This is a genomic window from Emergencia sp. JLR.KK010 (genome assembly GCF_037018265.1).
GTDB lineage: Bacteria > Bacillota > Clostridia > Peptostreptococcales > Anaerovoracaceae > Senimuribacter > Senimuribacter intestinalis.
This window is the reverse complement of record NZ_CP143550.1, coordinates 862,364-882,252: the sequence shown is the minus strand read 5'-3', so window position 1 is coordinate 882,252 and position 19,889 is coordinate 862,364. Positions and strand designations below refer to the sequence as shown.

The window sequence follows — 19,889 nt, the reverse complement described above, 5'->3', positions numbered from 1 at the left end:
CTTATTAAAAGGTCTGCAGTCTCACTTAAAGTGTATTAAAGTAGTCCCTAATATTCTGCACAGCTTTTTCCCCAAGCCGTTTTCTCGCATTCCACGTGAATCCCGCCACATGGTCAGGAATAGAAATACGTTCCTGGGCTTTATACCACTGTCGTTTCTCCTTATGAATAGAGCCGGAGTCAAGAATCGCATAGTTTCCTTCTGCAAGCCAGCGCTCAAAGGCGTTCTGATCAAAAGACGGTCCCACACCCACGTTGATAAAAATTTTGTGGTTTCCCATCAGCGCAAACTCTTCCTCTCCGACAACAATCTGATTGCGGGGAATGCTGGTCAAAATTATATCGCTTTCTGCAAAGAGATCTTCCTTCTCCCTATATGTATAAGGGCAATCTTCTTTTTCTCTTCGATTATAGTAAGAAACCTCCATACCGAAGAAATCAGCCGCCTCAGCCACCATCGTACCAACAGTTCCAAGTCCAATAATGCCAAGTTTCATGCCACGCAGCTCTCTCTGCTCCTCATAGAAAGAAATTTTTCCAAGCCCCTTTACCATCTGGACCAGTTCACTGATGACAAATTCCACTACACCATAATCACCATAATGGCTGACTCCACTTACCACAATTCCATTCTCTCTGCAGTAAGCAGTGTCCACATTGCAGGAATCATCATTAAAATAGGTGCAGCACAGTCCAACATACTTAAGGTTCGGACACTGCGACAGAATGTCTTTTGAAAGCGCTGTGTTCCAAGACACCAAAACAGCGTCAGCGTCCTTAATTCGCATTAAAATTTCTTCATCATCTGTTGGAAAGTCATCATAGCAAATCAACTGTTCGCAGACCACCTCTAACTGCGGCAGTACAAATTCAGCAATTCCAGTATTGTCGACCATGACAAGTAAATCAAACTTTTTCATTGCAAACTCCGATTTCCCTGCATTTTAAGCGCTTACAGTTCTTCAAATGCAGTCTCTATGCCATATTTTTCTTTTATCTTTCCCAAAGCAATCAGATGAGGCAATTCGTCGTGATAAACTTGCGCAGCTTTGTCCACCCATTTTTCTACAATTAGAACTTCATTGGCTCTTTCACAGGAAAAATAATAATCGTAGCGAAGATTCCCCTCTTCCTTATGAGTCTCACTGATAATGCCGGCAGCTTCGACTTCCTGATAAAAGGCGCGAAGCGTCTGCTCATCCTTTGCAGTATAAGTTACGAGTAAATTATACATCTTTTTCTCCTTCCTTACAAGGATTTCATCACGCTGACTTCCAGCGGACTGCCCTTTGCCCCCGCTTTTGCAACGTCTGCAAGCTGCGCCATACGCTCCTCGCTTGGCGTCTTCACCTCTGACAGTTCGTAGGTCCTTCCAATCTGACCGTACTTTACCTCACCCAAATTGTGATACGGCAAAAGTTCCAGCTGGCTGATGCCTGCCGAAGTAATATATTCCGCAGTTTTTGCAATGTTAATATCATCGTCGTTGATTCCCGGAACGACCGGAATTCTTACAATAATATTGTCATGGCGAGATGCAAGGGCTGCCAAATTTTCTAAAATCAGCTTGTTGGAAACACCTGTAATCTCTTGATGTCTTTCGTCGTTCATGTGTTTCACATCAAAGAATACAAGGTCCAGGTGCTCCGCTGCTGAGAGCAAATCCTCAGCCTTTCCAAATCCAGTGGTTTCAATGGCTGTATGTATGCCGTTCTCTTTGCATGCCTTTAGCATTTCTACCAAAAATTCATGCTGCATCAGAGGCTCGCCTCCGGAAAAGGTTACTCCGCCGTTGGAAGAGTCATAAAAATTCTTATCCTTCAATATTTCGTGGAGCAGTTCCTCCACGGTATAATCTTCTCCAACCACTTTCTTTCCATTGGTGCAGCATTCCTTGACACAAATGCCACACAGGTCGCATTCACTGCGACCTGTGATTTCAAAAGGCGGTTTTCTTTCAATCAGTCCCTTCGGACAGACCTCTGCGCAATAACCGCACTTTACACATCTTGTCTGAAAGCACGCCACTTCTTTTTCGACGCGCTGGCTTTCAGGATTGGAACACCAAAGGCAGTTTAGGGGGCACCCTTTAAAAAACACTGTAGTTCGGATGCCCGGCCCATCGTGAATGGACATTTTCTGTATATTAAAAACGGTTCCTTTGTTCATTCAATCTGCCTCCAAATCATTAGCAGCAGCCGCAGCCTACATTTTTGTGCGCTGTTCTGCCGATGATATTATTCTGTACTTCTCTGTCCAGTTCGATGAAGTATGCGGAATATCCAGCTACACGAACCAGCAGGTTCTTATAGTCCTCAGGACTTTCCTGCGCAGCTTCCAGTGTTCCTGCATCTACTACGTTAATCTGAATGTGTTCGCCGTTCATGTCAAAGTAAGACTGAATCACATTTCTCAAAATCTCTTTGCCTTCTTCTCCCTGCACAATGTTCGGGTCAAATTTAATGTTGAACAGTGCGCCGTTGTTGCAGTCACACTGGTCGATGGACGCAACAGACTTGATAGTTGCAGTCGGGCTGGTTACGTCTCTTCCTACCATTGGGGAAGCGTTGTCGGATACAGGCTCACCTGCCAATCTGCCGTCAGGTGTCGCACCGATGGTCTTACCCTGCAGTACGTTGAAGGATGTAGACAGAATGCAGTTTTCGTAAGTGCCGCCGCGGCTGTCACGATACTTGACCATTTCAGCATTGTAAGCGCGAATCATACGATTTGCATAACCGTCAACTCTCTCTTTATCGTTACCGTATTTATCAACTTTGTTTAAGATGATATTGCGCAGTCTTTCATTGCCTTCATAGTTGTTGTGAAGAATTTCGTTAAATTCGCTGGCTTTCATCATCTTTTCCTGGAAGACTACATAATCGATTGCTTCCAAGCAATCAGCGCCGTTTGCCATAGCAACCAGGAATACGCCGGAACTGTTGTATAATGCGCCGCCTTCTTCCAGAGACTTTCCTCTGCCGATGCAGTCAGTCACCAGTGCAGAAGCATATCCCTTTGGAACATACAGTGCGTGCATTGCGCAAACCTTTGTGTAAGCTTCGCACATTACCTTTACAAAGTGTACAATCTGCTTGTGCAGCGCTTCTTCAAAATCTTTCACACTGGTGAAAGTATCAGGATCGCCGGTTTTCAGACCCATCTCACATTTTGCAACTGGATCATAACCATTGTTTAATACCAGTTCGATACATTTTGCAGCATTGATATATCCCACGTTTGGTCTGCCGTCAGTTTTGCCCTGCACATAAGGCTCTACACAGCCGTGAATCGTCCAATCTCTGGAATCTTCTTCTGTTGCACCTTTGTTTTTCAGTGCATTTGCAATCATGTTGTCATTGTAGAACGCCGGAATCGCATAACCCTTCTGCACCATGCCAAGAGCGACATCCATCAGTTCCTTTGGTGTATTATCGTTTACACGCAATGCCATGGTCGGCTGTACAGTCTTAACAAGATCCCATGCGTTAAATACTGCATAAGTCAACTCGTTGGTTGCATCTTTGCCGTCTCTGGTCAGCCCGCCAATTGCCATCTGCTGCCACATCGGATATGCTGCAAAGCCCAGGGAGTCAAAACTATCACGTAATTTCAGCATTTCTGTGCACTTGATGTATAAAGCTGCCAGCAATTCTTCTGCATCTTCTGCTGCCATATCGCCTTCGATAACAGATTTCTTATAATAAGGATACAGATTCTGATCCAGTCTGCCCACCGCAATGGAATGACCGTTGTCTTCAATCTGAATCGTCAGCTGCAGGAACCAAACAAACTGCAGCGCTTCCCAGAAATCTCTCGGCTCATTTTCAGGAACGTTAGAGCATACATCTGCAATTTTCAAAAGTTCTGCTTTTCTCTTCGGGTCTTTTTCTGCTTCAGCAAGTTCTGCTGCCTGATCAGAGAATTTGTGTGCAAATCTGATAACTGCCTCGCAGGAAATGATGTTTGCATTCCAGAAATCGATTTTTCTGCTGTCTTCCGGAGTCAGCACCTGGGTTTTTTCAATCATTTCTTTGGAACGGGCAATAATACCTTTCAGACCTACCGGCAAAATGCTCGGATAATCAGGGGAAATATGTCCCATACCTGTAGTTCTCGCACCAACTGACAATACACCACAATCCTGCGCTTTCAGCACGTAATCATCAAGTGCTGCAGTTGACTGTATATCAAAGGTATTTTCTCCCCAGCTTTCCAGGATTGGAAGCAGTTCTGCCTTTGTTTCAGCCGGTACTACAATCGGGTCAGTGCCGCGTACTGGGAACATATCAATTTCATCGATAACCCACTTTGCACCAAATTCAGGGAATACAGGAACGCCTCTGACTCTTTTGGTCTGGCTGCCTACAATCAGTTCTCCATCCTGCATGTTGGCTTCCATATTATCCAGAATATATGCAAATGCATGCGCTCTGCGAAGCACTGGTGTGTAGGTTGCAAATTTAGCATAAGCTTCCGTTACCAGCTTAGCCCTTTCGGTATCCAGCTGCGGTTTAGAATTTTTCAGACGCTCATTCATCATCTCAATTCTGTCTCGATTCATAGTCTTTCTCCTTCTCTTCAGTGGTTTATAAATTAAAAAAGTATGATTTAAGTTTTATTACCTAAATCATACTTGATAATTCATTCACAAGGTAGCGGAGAAATCTCATGTTCACCGTGACAATTTGTATCATGAAAAAACGTTTAGCCTTCTTTTATAAGAGCGAGAAACTTTTTCACAGACGGTGAAATATCACTTTTGGATTTTACCGCGAAACCAATGCTTCTATGAAGTTCTCTGTCGATCGGTCTGTATTCTACTGCAAAGCCGGAAACTGCGTATTCAGCAATCAGCTTTGGAACCAGCGTCACAAAACCGTTCTCCTCCACCATACGGATTACTGTAAAATCCGAATTGAAGGTGTATCCGCCTAAATCCTGATTGAGATCTATATATCTCATCAGCTGAATGATGTCCTGATCAAATCCTTTATGAGATTTAAAAAGAATAACCCGTTCTTTAAAGAGGTGCTCTAAAGTCACAATTTCATTTAGAGTCAGCGGATGTCCCTTAGGCAGCAGCGCCACATACTCATCTCTGCGCTCGCCGAACCAGTCAAAATTGTGATAAGGCTGCCTGCTGAAAAGTCCGATATCAATAATGCCACGGTTGAGCCACTGCTCCAGCACATCTACGCTATGTTCCTCTAAAACCTCCACCTGAATTTTAGGATATCGCTTGCAAAATTCCTTTAAAATGCTCGGGAGCAAAACATATGCCGTCGTTGGAAATCCCCCGATTCGAATCGTGCCCTTTTCCAGACCGTTGATTAGTGCAATTTCTGTTTCCAGTTTTTCACTTTCCTTAACAATCCGCCTTATCATCGGCATCAGCCGCTCTCCTTCAGAAGTCAGGCTGATGCCTTTATTGCTTCTTTTTATAATAGGAAAGCCCAGTTCTGTTTCCATACTGTTGAGCATTTTGGAAATCCCCGAATGGGTGTATCCCAAATCATAGCTAACATTATTAATACTCCCTCGATCGACCACCTTGAGCAATACTTCGTATTTCTTTAAATCCATCGGTTCACCCCTTTCAGTCTGCGGTTACGTAGATTATACATGTTCAACCCTGAAAATTCAATTCATATTAAATCATCGCTATAATAAAGTAAAAAAGGGGAGCAGGCACCAGCCCTGCTCCCAATAAGTTTTTGAAAAAATAAACGAGTTATTTAATTAGTTTGCTTTTGCCTTCTTAGCCGGTTTCTTTCCGTTTTTATAGAAGATACCAATGCCGGTCCAAGCCAGAACCAGTGCGACTGCTGGTGTTAGCCAACCTAAGAAACAGTATGGCAGATAGGATAATGTTGCAACACCTAAGGTGCTTGCCATGTACATACCGTTAGAGTTCCAAGGAATCAATGCGGCACACATAGTACCAGTATCTTCCAGGGATCTAGACAGTACCTTTCTGTCAATTTCGAGGTCGTCATATGCAGGTGCGAACAGCTTGGAGTTAATCAGCATGGAGCTTTCCAAAGATCCAGTCAACGCCTGCATCAGGAAAGACGATGCCAGTGTAGCAGTAACCAGCGTGCTTGCTCTCTTTGTAATACCTGCAACCTTTTCAAGAACTGTACGCAGTACACCTGTTACGTCCAAAATGTTGCCCAGCACGCAGGCAAAGAAATACAGTGCTACAGTCCACAGCATGCTGGAGAGGCCGCCTCTGTTGAGCAGTCTGTCGATGTCAGCAACGCCGGATTCGATGGAATAGCCATTGTACATAATGTTGGAAATATCTACAAAGGAAGTTCCCTGCAGAATCATAGCCATAACAGCGCCGAGCAGTGCGGAAACTACCAGTCCCGGAATAGCCGGTGCCTTCTTGATTACAACTACAAGCAGTACAACGATTGGCAACAGGCACACAGGGCTCAGATTGAAGTTGGCATCCAGATTGTCCAGATACATATTTACGGTAGATTCATCTACTGTACCCTTTGCTACAGTTGTAAAGCCTAAAACACCGTACATGATAATCGCAATGATGTAAGCTGGTACTGTTGTCCACAGCATGGAGCCCATGTGGGAGAACAGCGAAACGCCGGACATCGCGGAAGCCAGATTTGTTGTATCTGAGAACGGTGACATTTTATCTCCGAAGTAGGAACCGGAAACGACTGCACCTGCAGTAAATGCCGGATTAATACCAAGACCTGCTCCGATACCCATAAATGCGATACCTACAGTACCCGCAGAAGACCATGAGCTGCCGCAGGCGATGGACATGAATGAGCTTGCGATACAAGCGCAAATCAGGAAAAACTTAGGGTTGATAATTTTTAGTCCGATATAGATAATGTACGGGATTGTACCAGACGCAATCCAAGTTGCGATAACTGCGCCAATTAGCAGCAGAATAAAAGTAGCAATCAGCATACTGTAAACGCCATCCATCATCATCTTCTGGATATCATCCCATTTATAGCCTAGAAACATTGCATAAGCACTTGCGACAATAATCGCAAACATAAGAGCGATACGAATATCAATGTTCAGCCACAGCAGACTGGCCATCAGAATCGCTACGACGATAATCATGATGGAGATTGCCGCCAGGAAAGTTGGAGCTTTAATTTTCTTTTCCATAGTTTTCTCCTCAAACTTTTACATAAATTAATTGATTTTTTTTGGATAAAAGCAATTCTCTTTTCTCTACACCCATATTGATTTTATGAATATGTATACACATTCGACATGTATGTTGTCTGACAACATTATATCTGTTACAGCCGCTCCTTGCATAGCGTCCATTTGTTAATATGACCTTGACAAATCGGGCAATTAAATCTGGCAAAAATCCGTTTTGCGCCTTGACGATAAATTGTTTAACCGATATACTATGTCAAGAATTAAGAACCCTTGCGGAGGCATACATGGAAAAAACAGCACTATTAAGCAAACTTGCATTTACCCAATATAAAACACAATCCGACTATCTGGCAGAAAAGATTAAACAGATGATTACGCATGAGGAATTTGAGGACGGCTTTGTCTTTCCCAACGAAAATGAGTTCTGTAAAATTCTCAATGTCAGCAGAGGAACTCTACGAGATGCTTACAAGAAGCTAGATACACAAGGCTTTATCGAGCGAACCAAACACGGCACCTACGTAAAGTGTCGGGATACCATTGCAAAACAAGGAAATTTCACCGCAACTTTGGAACTTGCTTCCACCAAGGAGATGGTGGAATTTATTTCTGCTTTTGAACCGGAAGCAGCCTGTCTCGCAGCTCAAAAAATCGATGATGCCGGTATCGCACAACTGGAACTTCTCATGGAGGAGTGTGAACAGTGTGTCGGTAACCAGACTGCTCTGAACGAAGCCAATTACAGATTTCATGAGTTTATCCGCATGCAGGCCCAAAACAATCTGGTAACCAGCATTTTGACTGCATATTATGACATTTTCAATCAGTACATCATAAACTCTATTTATTATATTCTAAAAAACAGCGCTGATACATTCCGCGATACCGCACTCGCCCAGCACAGAGAACTTCTCGAAGCATTTAAAGCCCACGACGGCGAAAAAGTTCGGCTAATTACCCGCGAACATCTGCAGGCTGACCTAAAAATGTACGCTGCCCTAAAAGAAAAATCGGAAAGATAAAAATTCGACCACGTAATAATGCGTGGTCTTTTTTGTTTAAGAGTAGTTAAGAGTAGTTAAGAGTTCCCCCTGATAAAATAACACTAGCATAAAAACACCAGTCAGAGTGCACCTCCAACTGGCCAAAATTTTATTTTTACACTTGCCTACTTGATGGATAGCAGTTCAGTCACAAATCAGCGTATATTCTATATATTTCTGATTGTCAAGTTTAACATATATACTTTGTAAATTGTTGCTTGACGAAAAAAGCCTTGTTCCAACATCAAGATTATTTGAAACAAAATTTGTATGCTCCATTGGCATCATATTTGAAATTTTACGCTTAATCCGTCCCACTTCTATAAAATCATTAGGTAGAAATTGTTGCAAATTATTAGTCTCACCATACAACTCATTATTATAGCATATCATTGGACGGTATGAATGATGTTCTTCTAATGTCTTCATGAATACACTCGATAATAATATAACAACACCTAATACAGCACATATATAATATTTCTTTTTATCGGTTAATAATTTCTCCATCCGTAAATAGTACACTCCTGTTTATATTTTGTTCCACTTGGAGTTGTATAAAGATTATTTAATGCGTCCATTTTTTCAAAACTGGTATACCAAGGATTCCAAATTGAATAATAAGATTTACTTCCCGTTGTATCATATCCTCTACATAATATAGCATGTCTATCATCTGAATTAGCTGTATTTTTACATCCAAAATAAATTGGACTGTTGTTATTCATCTCTAATTTAACTGTTAATCCTGATAAAATACCTGTTCGGCTTGGCGATAACCCTTTATATTTGCCATATGCAACAACTTGGTCTCTACTTAAAGATTTTTTCTTTAATGAAGTGAGAGAAGTTCCAGGATAAGCATGTTCCATAACTTTCTGAGCCTTTATCGTAGAGTCATTCTTTATATGTCTACAAATCGTAGCAGTCACATAAGCTGCACACCAAGGCTCAGAACCTTGCGTTTCAACAATTTTAACATTCAAGTATTTAGAATATGCAGTTCTAGCTGCAAGTGGCATTGAAAAGTTTATAGGCTCTTTGGCATTCACTATAGTCGTCATACCTTTGCTCATTGAGACAATGTAATTTTGACCAACATCTGAAGTGCTTCTTCCTTGATAATCAGAAAGAATTGTTGAAACCTTATTTTGGGTTACAGCATAGATATCTTCATACTTTCCGACCATGATTTTAGCAGGGTTATCAGTATTAGTAGTATTTTCTAATTCTTTAAATCCCTCTACTATTTCTATTTCCTCACTAAAAATTCCAGAGTATTCCCCTTCCTCATCGGTAAATACTCTATAAAATCCAACCAAATCTCCATCACTATATACCAAAAAATAATAGAGTTCATCCGTATGAGAATCAATAGCAAATGGCTGTCCTACTGAAAGCGTATTCAATGGGTATAAATCACGTAAAATCCAACCAATATTTTCTTCTGCGTATGTATATACTTCATCTGGTACAGTTTCAGAGGAAATATAAATACCTTCTGAGTTCTTATCCCCTGTATCTAAATCAGCTCCAAAAACGGTTAGTGGACATGCAATAATAAGAATAGCGATTAATATTGTATCAATGCCTTTTTTCATAAATATTTTCCTCCCAATAAATGATTTAATATAATTGAGTTGAATTTCATATATATTCATCGTACCATTTGCGCAGAAATTTGTCAATAGTCTGAATTTGCAATTCGTCACGGGATTTTAAAATTCAGACGCACTTTTTTCATCCATTTTTCCATGGCTCTGCCGTAGTTTCATTAGAATTATTGTTTTCCGCACACAAAAAGGAGCTATCGCCCTAACGGTTATTTTCCATTGATGCGTAGCTCCATTTTCTATATCCAATAGTCCTTAAATTGCATTCGCTTTCTTCACAGCTTTATCCACAGAGGTCATAACCGCAGAGGCAAAGCCTTCATCCACCAGAGATTTGTAACCTTCGATGGTGACGCCGCCCGGTGAACACATTTCGTTGACCCTTTCCTTCGGCTCATCGCCGGTCTCATCGAGAATCATAGCAACGCCCAGCATGTTTTTGATGACCATTTTCTTCGCGTCGCTTCTGCTAAATCCCGCATAGACACCGGCATCAACCAAAGCGTCCGCCATCTGGTACAGCCACATCGGTCCCGAACAACTGAAAGCTGTAAATTCACCAAACATGGACTCCGGCAAAATAATCGTCTGCCCCAGTGCGCCTAAAAATTCCAGTGCATAAGCTTTATCTTCTTCATTAATATTGGCATTAAGGCAAACTGCACTGTGCCCATTGCCGGACTGTCCCAAGGTATTTGGCATCACGCGGATTACCTTTCTATCTGCGCCCAGCACCTCCTCAATAGAGGCAATCTTTACACCAGCTGCAATGGACAGCACCACCGCATCCTCTTTCACGACGCCAACCAGCGACTGCAATACCACCGGCACAATTTTAGGCAGTACCGCTATGACAATCATATCCGCTGTTTTCATCGCTGCGCTGGCATCCACCAGCGCTTCCACGCCGTAAGTTTCTTTTAGATAATCACAGCGCTGCGGGTTTAGTTCGCTCACCGTAATATCACCGGCTTTTGCAATTTCTCTTTGCAAAAGGCTTCTGATAACGCCTTCCGCCATGTTGCCGCCGCCGCAAAATACGATCTTTTTACTCATTTTGTTCCTCCGTATGATAGGTCTACGCAAGTTCCAAAGTTGCCTTTACAAACTGCGCATCCGTCTTTATTTCTTCTGCCAGATATGCAATATCCTCAGCAGTGAGATTTTCAGGGGCTACACCCGCCTCTTTGCAAGCTCTCTTAATCATTGACTGTCTAAATCTGTTGATGTCAGCCACCTGATGTTTAATCAGACCGGGATTTTCCGGCAGCACGATATTCACACCCGGCTTGTCTTCTGCCTGAGGATTTCCAAACTTAATCTCAATTCCATTGTCTCTTGCAAAATCAAGCTGCGGCTGAATATGTTTTCCAGCACCTGTATACTCGGTTTCACTGATAACGATAATCGCATCTTCCGGCATTTCCTGTGCCAGAGAAAAGGCTGCTGCAAGGGCAGTATTTCCTGCTGGTCCTCTTTCGAGACCTTCTAAATTGGCAAGAGCTTCTGTCATGTACATAACTTCTCCCTGCTTTACTGTAACATATTTATCGGCATAACGCAAAATTCTTGCTGCGCTGCGCGGTGTGTCGGAGTGGTCAGGTCCTGTTGCATGAGGCACGCCAAAGCCAGTGTGTCCTGTAGTGCAGGATTTTTTGTTAAACTGGGTGTCTGATGCCATGTGCAGTCCCGTCAAGTCAATGGAAGCTGCGATAATCTCTGTATCCGCAGAACCTGCCTTGATCAATCCTCTTGCGGTTCCTGTAATCATGCCGCCGCCTGCTGTAGTGCAGACAACTGCATCAGGATTTTTCCCTGTCATCTCTCTGCACTGCTCAGCAATTTCGTATCCAAGAGTTTCTACCCCTGCAATACCGAACGGCGAATACAAAGAAGCGTTGAAGTAACCAGTGTCTTCTAAGATAGAAAGGAATGAATAGAAGAGCTCCGGCCCTACGGTCAGCTGTACAACTTCTGCGCCATAGGCTTCACACTTTCTTGCTTTCTCTACAATTTCAGGCTGCCCGATGCCTTTTGAGTCATAGCACTCCTGCACGACAATGCACTTTAATCCCTGCATCGCTGCCTGAGATGCTACAGCAGCACCATAATTTCCTGAAGTTGCAGCCATTACGCCCTTGTAGCCCAGCTTCTTTGCGTGTGCCACTGCGCAGGCTGCTCTCCTTGCCTTAAAGGATCCGGAAGCGTTTGCTGCTTCGTCCTTTGCAAAAATTCTAGCACCATATCCCGGCTTCGCATATTTTCTTGCAAGCTCTGTCAGGTTTCTAAGCTCAATGAGCGGCGTATTTCCTACTGCAGTCTTTGCCTGAATCTTTGCTACTTCTTCTACTGTATATCCGGTCTTTGCCATGAGTCCTTCATAGTCGAAAGCGACAGAGCCCGATTCAAATTCGTTATAGTCGATTCCCAGAGCTTTCAGGTTGATTTCTGCGGATCTTGCCATTACGGAATCGTAATCTTTTGGTAATGCCATTATTTCTCACCTCCGAACATGATTTCTCTCAGCTGTTTATCAATGTCTATAATTTCCGGCACGAATTTGCCGTAGCTGTGGGTATAGTAAGGTCCCTCTTCAATCAAGGTGCCCTTTACCAGTCTTCCCACTGCAGTCTTTACAGTTACTTCATCTCCTACTTCTGCAGCTTCTTCCTGCAAAAATCCCTTTGTCCACTGCTGCAGATCACATCTCTGTGTATCTTCCGGGATTTTAGCAGTTCTTTCTGCGGCTTTCAACACGATTGCGTGAATGCGCACCCAGTCTCCTCTTTTTGCCATGTTACTTTTCTCCTTGTACTATTTATAAACTCTTCTGCAATGTTCTTGCAATAATGTTATCCTGAATATCCTTTTCCAGATCTACGAAGTAAGCGGAATAGCCTGCAACTCTCACCAGAATGTTGCGGTACTTCTGCGGATCCTTCTGTGCCGCCAGCAGGGTTTCATCATCCACAACGTTGAGCTGAATATGCTGTCCGTGCTGGTCGTCAAAGTAAGTCTTTACGACAGTTTCGATGATTTCAAGACCTTTTTCACCCTTTACAATCGCCGGGTCAAACCGCTGATTTACCAGTACGCCGCTCTGTGCAAGCAGCGGATCAATTCTGCCAAGAGATTTTACCACAGCAGTCGGTCCGTTCACATCCATGCCGATCATCGGGGAAGCGTTGTCAGCAAGCGCTGTGTACGCTTTTCTTCCATCAGGCAGGGCGCCGATGAGCTGCCCCAATACTACGTTGTAGGACTGGGTGGAAATTACCATGGTATACTTTGCGTCACGGCCGTCGGTGTGCTTCGTAATCTGGTCGTTGCAAAGCTTTGACAGCCAGTGAGCGTAGCAGTCCACCTCTTCAATATCGTTGCCGTACTTCGGCGCTTTGTTTATGAGCAGCTGACGCAGGTTTTCCTTACCCTCAAAGTCCGTTTCCAGAAGATCCATCAGTTCCCCCATAGACAGATACTGCTTGTTGAATACACATTCCTCAATCGCTGCCAGAGAGTCTGCAATGTTTGCAATACCAGTGATGGCAACAGCGGAATATCTATGCTCTGCGCCTCTTCTCTGCAGCACAGTTCCCTTTTCGATACAGCCGTGTGTGAAGCAGGAGCCTGTAATCGTCGGCGCTGTCCATGCGTGGCAGGATACGATTCTGTCAAAGAGTTCCACAAACTTGTTCATGAAGAAATCCTGCTGAATTTCGTAAGCGTCCATAATCTGCTTCACAGAAGTAAAGGTTCTCACATCTCCTGTCTTTGGTCCAATCTGCTTTCCTGAAATCGGATCCACGCCGTTGTTCAGCATAATCTCAAAAACCTTGCTTGGATTAAAATATCCCGCATTTGACTGGAAATCGGTAATACCCGGTACGCTCGGTTCGATACAGCCGCAGATACCCCAGTTTCTTGCATCTTCCAGAGAATGCCCCAGAGAAAGCAAGTGGGAAATGTTGGTGCTGTCGTTAAAGAATGCCGGATGGCTTCCTCCCTTTCTCGCTACAGCCAGCGCCAAACGGAAAGTTTCTTCGTCAACGCCATCATGGTAACGGAAGGATACGCAAGGCTCTTTGGTCTGCAGATCTTCCATGCAGTGTAGAATCAGTCTGGTCAGATCGTTGCAGCCGTCGCTGCCGTCAGGCAAAACGCCGCCAATCATCATGTGAATCCAGAGCGGGCAGCCCGGATATGCGATAGATTCTCTGGTGGTGCGAACCTCCCAAAGTTCTGCAATTTTCAGCTTAAACTCGTGTACTAAGTCAGCAATGAATGCTTCTTCCACACCGTCAGCTAAATCCTGTTTATAGAACGGATACATGTACTGGTCAAATCTGCCCAAGCAGTTATCGTTGCTGTTATATTCCATCTGCAATGCAAGATGGGTAAACCATACCAGCTGGGCTGCCTGGTGGAAGTTCTTCGGTGCATTTTCCGGCACAACGCGGCAGTTTTCAGCAATAGTCAAAAGCTGCGTTTTCCTTTCTGCGTCGGTGCAGTCTGCCGCCATGACTTCAGCCAGCTTTGCATATCTGTGAGCGAAACGAATGATAGCCTCCATAACAATAATCATCGCTTCCCATGTGTAGCGCTTTTCCATCTGTTCGATGTTCATCTTTTCAATGCCGGCGATATTTGCCTTGCACTGATCGATATAGAAGCGGTAGCCCTTTGTTACCAGTTCATCGTAAAAAGGCGCATGGTTCATGGTGGACTTGTTGGAAACACCCTTTGTAAAGATCCCCAGGTTTACCATTTCGTCCATGTCAGGGTCTGCTAAAGCCGCGGTCAGATCGCCAAAAGCTCTGCCTTCCCACTTCTTCACAATCTTTCTCAGCTCTTCCTTTTCACCTGGCATAAACTTCAGATTATCAGACTCTCTGGTGTCCAGTTCCTCTAAATCATCACGAAGCCAAGCGGTCATATCAGGATACAGCGGCGTACCGTGAAGGCGAGAAGCCAAATGACCTGCAAGTACAGAATCTTCATCGATAAAAATCTTCTTATTATCCAGCACATAGGCAAAAGACTTTGCCCTTCTGATCATAAACGGCTCCATGGATGGCTGACTGTAAAAGTCCGTAATCAGTCTTGCACGGTCCAGACAAATTGTAACCGGTGTATCTCTTACCTTCTCACTCAATCTTACAATTCTTTCAGAAATCATTTTACTACCTCCTTATTATTGTTTTTCATCCAAAAACACTCTTTTCCATATTTATTTAACACTTCGTTCGCGCATTTTACTCGTGCCCGCATTTCCTCATCACTTGGCGTTCCGATATCAGAAAGGGCATAGCTTCGTCCCAGTGCCTTGTACTTCGGCGTTCCGAAATCGTGGTAAGCAAGCAATTCATACTCTTTTGCTGTAGGCAAGTTCCCCACAAATTCTGCAATTGCCCTGATATTTTCCTCGCTGTCTGTACAACCGGGTACCACCGGCGTTCTGATAGTAAGGGGAATACCAAAGGCAGAAATCTTTCTGATGTTGTCAAGAATCAACTCGTTGCTCACGCCTGTCAATTCCTCGTGCACACTGGAGTCCATATGCTTCACATCCATGAACATGCCGTCAATATAAGGCAATGCCTCCTCAAACTCTTCATAGACCCCAAAGCCGCAGCTTTCCACCATGACGTGGATTCCTTTCTCCTTGCAGCGTTTTGCAATATCCCGCAAATAACCGCCCTGCATCAGTGGTTCTCCTCCGGAAAAGGTCACGCCGCCTCCAAACCTGGCATAAAAAGGTTTATCTTTTTCAATTTCCTTATATAATGCCTCCACCGTATATGCTTTTCCGCTGATCTTCTTCGCCTCAGCATAACAAATATCGGTGCACTGCATGCAGTTTGTACAAAGACTGCGATCTATTGTACCGTCATCGCAGATTGCATTTTCCGGGCAGACTTTTCTGCAAAGACCGCACCCCACGCATTTAACGCGGGATTCCATAATCTCCGTCTCAAAGTTTTGAGACTCCGGATTTGCGCACCATTTACATCGAAGTGGACATCCTTTGAAAAACACCAGCGTTCTCAGGCCCGCTCCATCGTGAATGGAACATCTCTGTATGTTAAAAATCATGCAGTGTACTCCTTTTCATTCTTTATGCACTTTATATAAAAGCAAATTCCGTGCCAAATAAAATCATTGAGAAAGACCAGTCTTTCGTGTAAAATGATAAAAAAAACATGGTGTTCAGCCGGATTTTTTTAGTCAAAACGGCGAAAAAATCCGCAGTCTGTACTATTTTCGTTACAGTTTTTGCTGCTATTTTGCTGTATAATTGACTTTCTCATAAAAATACTGTGTTTTGTACTATTTTTGACACAATACTTTCAAGAGCTGCTCAATTACAGAGACACCTTCCCCTTTTTATGGCTTTTTTCCCTATAAAAACCACTGGCATATTTTTTGCTTGTATATATAAATGAAATAAAATCGTCATAAAGATAGAAAGGACCCGTAATAATGAAAGCGAAAAAACTTTTTAGAACAATCGAAACCCACACCTTAGGACAACCTACCCGAAATGTCGTCAGCGGATTTCGTAAAATTCCTGGAAATACCATGCAGGAAAAATTTGAATATATGAGAGATAAAGAAGACTGGTTCCGCAAGGTTTTGATGTTCGAGCCAAGAGGCAGCGAAATCATGTCCGGCACTCTGATTACAGAGCCCTGTACGCCCGGCACCGATGTAGGTGTGCTTTACTTTGAAGCCAGCTGCTGGCTGCCAATGTGCGGTCACGACACCATGGGCGTCACAGTCGCCCTTATCGAAGCAGGTCTTGTTGATGTGCAGGAACCGGTTACTACCATCAAATTGGATACTCCTGCCGGTGTCATCACTGTAAACGCAAAGATAAACGACGGCATCGTAGAAGAGGTTTCATTCCTTAATGCGCCGGCGCTGGTTCTAAAGCAAGATGTAACCGTGCAGACCGAAGCCTTCGGCCCATTGACCTTGGATATTTCCTGGGGCGGCAATGTGTACGCAATTCTGCCTGCTGAAAAGGTTGGTCTTGACATCAATCCGTCAAATTGTGGCAAATTCATCGAAATTGCCCAGTCGCTGGCAGCAGACATCAACGAACAGGTGGAGATTCATCACCCAACCCTGCCGTTTGTAGACAGAGTTACCCATGTTGAATTTGCAGGTCCTGCAAAGAGCGAAGACGCAGATATTCAGAACATCGTTGTAGCTCTGCCTAAGGTTATAGACCGTTCCCCTTGCGGTACAGGTACTTCCGCAAAAGCTGCTCTACTTTACGCTGAGGGCAAGCTGAAAGCCGGCGAAAGTTTCGTTCATGAAAGCGTAATCGGCTCTAAATTCAAATGCGAAGTCGTAGAAGAAACTACCGTAGAAGGCATTCCTGCCATTATTCCAAGAATCACCGGAAATGCATGCATCACCGGTTTTGCAACCTGGATTCTTGATCCAAAGGACCCGTTCCAGGAAGGATTTTTGCTGGATGTATAAGAATAAACGACTGCTTAATCTAAGGTATAAAGGTCTCCATGCTTTTTACTGGATGCTCTACTGCTTGTCTACTGCTTTTATTACAGTGTTTCTGCTGGCGCAAGGGCTTTCTGCTGCAAGTATCGGCGTCATCGTGGCGCTAAGCAATATTCTTGCAGCGGCAGGTCAGCTGGTGGTAGGCAATGTAACAGACAAATACAAAAAAGTCACTTGGCGAAATGCCATTTTAGGAATCGGTGTGCTGCAGCTTGCTTGCCTCTTTCTGCTGATTATTTGCAGCGGCAGCTTTTTGATAAACGTGGGAGTTTACCTACTGTTTACCATTTTGGTATATTTTCAGATGCCCCTTGTCAATTCCGCCGCCTTTGCCTATGAGGCAAGCGGAATCTCTGTAGATTTTGGCAGCGCCAGAGGCATGGGCTCTGTGGCATATGCGCTGATTTCCTATATTGCCGGGCAAATGATTTCTGCAACTAGTGAGCAAGCTATCATTTATTTGAGCATGGCAGTTCTCATCGGTCTTCTTCTGGTGACAGGCTCCATGCCCAGCGGCAATCATACCGCTTCAGAATGTACTGCAGACGCAACAGCGCACCAGGACCACAAAAGCGGCATGGTGCAGTTTGCCCGAAAATATCCGACCTTCATGGTAACGCTCTTTGGCATCGTTTTATTGATGTCATTTCATAACATCGTACATACTTATATGATACAGATGATAGAGCCTCTCGGCGGAGACAGCGCGGCTATGGGTACCGCCTTTTCCATCGAAGCCTTGATGGAGCTTCCAGTTATGTTCGGATTTTACAAGCTAATTCAACGGTTTTCCCCAAGCGCACTGATTGCCTTTGCAGGCGCAGCCTTTATTCTGAAAGCGCTGGCCTATATCATCGCTGGCAGCGTCACCGGTATCTATCTGGCGCAATCCCTGCAAATGCTTAGCTATGCGATTTTTATCTCTGCCTCGGTGTACTACGCCAACGAAAAAATGGAAACAGGCGACCAGGTGACCGGTCAAAGCTATATGACCGCATCTATCTCTATCGGCGCCGTAGTCGGCAACTTAACCGGCGGAATCGTACTCGATGCTGCCGGCGTCAGCGCCCTGCTTTACTTTGCCTTAGGGCTGACCGTTGCAGGTGCAGCGATCACCGGATTTGGCGTTCGGAAGAAGTAAATAAGAAAGTCGGCTACGCCGATTCTACGCAAAGGTAGACTTTCTTGATATTCCGGAAATATCAAAAATCGATATTTCCTACATAATAAAAAAACAACCACGCGTCCAACGCGTGGTTTTCATTTATACAATGAGACAGCATAATTTTCACGATGCTGTCTCCGTTTATAAAACTTCTATTATTCGTTTCACATAAAGTGACTCCGCAAAGCAAAAATATGTTTTGCAGAAAAACGCATAAATATCTTTAAAAAATGTAAAAGAAACACTTCAATAGAAGTCTCATACCAACATTTCTCATTTTCAAACAAAATTCTAACGTAAACCAAGTGTTATCCAACGAATATTCTTCAATTTCAGGTTGAATTACACCTATCCACAGTCAAGTTCTATGTCGGTTACTATAAATTTTCCTTTTTTTGTGTCCACAAAGGGTAAAGTTCTGCAAAAGAAAAATCAGGTTCAAAAACCTCACTTCCGATTCACAACCACAATCCCTGCGCTGACAAGAAGCAGCGCCAGTGCAGTAGCAGGCGTCATCACTTTCTCACCGAGGAAAATTGCCGACAGCATAACGCCAAACACCGGAATGGTGAAGCCATAAATAGTAATTTTACTTACCGGGTTATATTTCAGCAGATTCGCCCAAATGCAAAAGGTCACCATGGAAGTAACCGACAGATAGAGCAGCAGCAGCGCCGATACCAAGGTAAACCCGCTCACCCTGCCGCCCATGCAAAGACCCATTGCAATCAGAAGAATGCTTCCAAAGAGAAGCTGATAGGCCGTAATTGCGCCGGGGCTTTCTCTGTGCGAAATCATCTTCAAAGTCACCGAGCTGACTCCGTAAGCCGCTGAGCAGAGCAGCACCATGCCCTCTCCCATAAAAGTAACGCCGCCGCCAAAGCCGTCGCCACCCAGATTTACGATGACAATTCCCGCAAAACCCACCACACAGCCCAAGGCTTTTCGCCGGTTCATTTTCTCATCTCTTGTCATAAAATGCGCTGCGATAATACTGAAAAATCCGTTTGCTCCGTTAATCACAGAACCCTTTGTTCCGGTCGTATTAGAAAGTCCTATGTAAAAGCAGATGTACTGCACCGTCGTTTGCAAGAACCCCTGCACCATAATATAGGGAATGGAACTCTTCTGAATGGACAAAAGCCTTCGCTCTTTAACACTGAAAAAAGCAAACGTCAGCACGCCTGCCGCAAAAAAGCGATATCCCGCAAAGAGAATTTTGCTGCCAGAATCTTCAATTGCAAGCAATGCAAATCCCTCTTTAATGGCAGGAAAAGCACTGCCCCACAGAGCACAAGTCAGCAAAGCCAGCAGCACGATTGCCGCTGGCTTTGTGAAGATGTTTGTTGAGGTACTTTTATCTTTCATCTTCTATGCGCCT

At 44.0% G+C, this 19,889-nt stretch carries 17 protein-coding genes; 3 read left to right on the top strand and 14 right to left on the bottom strand.

Annotation, left to right across the window (positions count from 1 at the left end):
* Window positions 1-25: 25 nt before the first annotated feature.
* The 6 genes from V1225_RS04175 to nhaC all read right to left on the bottom strand — a co-directional run bounded on the left by V1225_RS04175 (window position 26) and on the right by nhaC (window position 7,157).
* Window positions 26-919: an NAD(P)-dependent oxidoreductase gene (locus V1225_RS04175; RefSeq protein ID WP_251613260.1), complete on the bottom strand. Its 894-nt coding sequence runs from the start codon at window positions 917-919 to the stop codon at window positions 26-28.
* A 32-nt stretch (window positions 920-951) separates the two neighbouring features.
* Window positions 952-1,233 (bottom strand): antibiotic biosynthesis monooxygenase, encoded by a 282-nt coding sequence (locus tag V1225_RS04170; protein ID WP_251613259.1) that lies wholly within the window; start codon window positions 1,231-1,233, stop codon window positions 952-954.
* Window positions 1,234-1,247: 14 nt separating this feature from the next.
* A complete protein-coding gene (locus tag V1225_RS04165) occupies window positions 1,248-2,168 on the bottom strand; it encodes a glycyl-radical enzyme activating protein (protein WP_160201716.1) in 921 nt (306 codons plus the stop codon).
* A 19-nt stretch (window positions 2,169-2,187) separates the two neighbouring features.
* Window positions 2,188-4,563 carry a pyruvate formate lyase family protein gene (locus V1225_RS04160; RefSeq protein ID WP_338547632.1) on the bottom strand — a complete coding sequence of 792 codons (2,376 nt, stop codon included), beginning with the start codon at window positions 4,561-4,563 and terminating at the stop codon, window positions 2,188-2,190.
* Between the two features lie 143 nt (window positions 4,564-4,706).
* Complete coding sequence (locus V1225_RS04155; protein ID WP_160201714.1) at window positions 4,707-5,585, bottom strand: LysR family transcriptional regulator; 879 nt, start codon at window positions 5,583-5,585, stop codon at window positions 4,707-4,709.
* Window positions 5,586-5,741: 156 nt separating this feature from the next.
* Window positions 5,742-7,157: a Na+/H+ antiporter NhaC gene (gene nhaC / locus V1225_RS04150; RefSeq protein WP_251613255.1), complete on the bottom strand. Its 1,416-nt coding sequence runs from the start codon at window positions 7,155-7,157 to the stop codon at window positions 5,742-5,744.
* A 287-nt stretch (window positions 7,158-7,444) separates the two neighbouring features.
* On the opposite strand from nhaC, the gene V1225_RS04145 reads away from it, so the two are divergent.
* Complete coding sequence (locus V1225_RS04145) at window positions 7,445-8,182, top strand: FCD domain-containing protein (RefSeq protein ID WP_251613253.1); 738 nt, start codon at window positions 7,445-7,447, stop codon at window positions 8,180-8,182.
* Between the two features lie 165 nt (window positions 8,183-8,347).
* Here the strand turns inward: V1225_RS04145 and V1225_RS04140 are convergent, their stop codons facing one another.
* The 7 genes from V1225_RS04140 to V1225_RS04110 all read right to left on the bottom strand — a co-directional run bounded on the left by V1225_RS04140 (window position 8,348) and on the right by V1225_RS04110 (window position 15,909).
* On the bottom strand, window positions 8,348-8,713 hold the full coding sequence (locus V1225_RS04140) for a hypothetical protein (protein WP_251631335.1): 366 nt from the start codon (window positions 8,711-8,713) through the stop codon (window positions 8,348-8,350).
* On the bottom strand, window positions 8,698-9,804 hold the full coding sequence (locus V1225_RS04135; protein ID WP_338547631.1) for a C47 family peptidase: 1,107 nt from the start codon (window positions 9,802-9,804) through the stop codon (window positions 8,698-8,700). Before V1225_RS04135 ends, V1225_RS04140 begins: the two co-directional genes overlap by 16 nt.
* A 267-nt stretch (window positions 9,805-10,071) precedes the next feature.
* Entirely contained in the window at window positions 10,072-10,872 is an 801-nt protein-coding gene (gene proC, locus V1225_RS04130) for a pyrroline-5-carboxylate reductase (protein ID WP_160201988.1), read from the bottom strand.
* A 22-nt stretch (window positions 10,873-10,894) separates the two neighbouring features.
* Window positions 10,895-12,310, bottom strand: a complete 1,416-nt coding sequence (gene ortB / locus V1225_RS04125; protein WP_338547630.1) for a 2-amino-4-oxopentanoate thiolase subunit OrtB — start codon at window positions 12,308-12,310, stop codon at window positions 10,895-10,897.
* Complete coding sequence (gene ortA / locus V1225_RS04120; protein WP_251613241.1) at window positions 12,310-12,612, bottom strand: 2-amino-4-oxopentanoate thiolase subunit OrtA; 303 nt, start codon at window positions 12,610-12,612, stop codon at window positions 12,310-12,312. Before ortA ends, ortB begins: the two co-directional genes overlap by 1 nt.
* Before the next feature lie 22 nt (window positions 12,613-12,634).
* Entirely contained in the window at window positions 12,635-14,992 is a 2,358-nt protein-coding gene (locus V1225_RS04115) for a pyruvate formate lyase family protein (protein WP_338547629.1), read from the bottom strand.
* Window positions 14,989-15,909: a glycyl-radical enzyme activating protein gene (locus tag V1225_RS04110; RefSeq protein WP_338547628.1), complete on the bottom strand. Its 921-nt coding sequence runs from the start codon at window positions 15,907-15,909 to the stop codon at window positions 14,989-14,991. The genes V1225_RS04115 and V1225_RS04110 overlap by 4 nt, the downstream gene beginning before the upstream one ends.
* Window positions 15,910-16,296: 387 nt before the next feature.
* Here V1225_RS04110 and V1225_RS04105 point away from each other — a divergent pair, with 387 nt between their 5' ends.
* Entirely contained in the window at window positions 16,297-17,307 is a 1,011-nt protein-coding gene (locus V1225_RS04105) for a proline racemase family protein (RefSeq protein WP_251613235.1), read from the top strand.
* A complete protein-coding gene (locus tag V1225_RS04100) occupies window positions 17,300-18,484 on the top strand; it encodes an MFS transporter (RefSeq protein ID WP_338547627.1) in 1,185 nt (394 codons plus the stop codon). The genes V1225_RS04105 and V1225_RS04100 overlap by 8 nt, the downstream gene beginning before the upstream one ends.
* A 471-nt stretch (window positions 18,485-18,955) precedes the next feature.
* Here the strand turns inward: V1225_RS04100 and V1225_RS04095 are convergent, their stop codons facing one another.
* Window positions 18,956-19,876, bottom strand: a complete 921-nt coding sequence (locus V1225_RS04095) for a DMT family transporter (protein WP_338547626.1) — start codon at window positions 19,874-19,876, stop codon at window positions 18,956-18,958.
* Window positions 19,877-19,889: the final 13 nt, after the last annotated feature.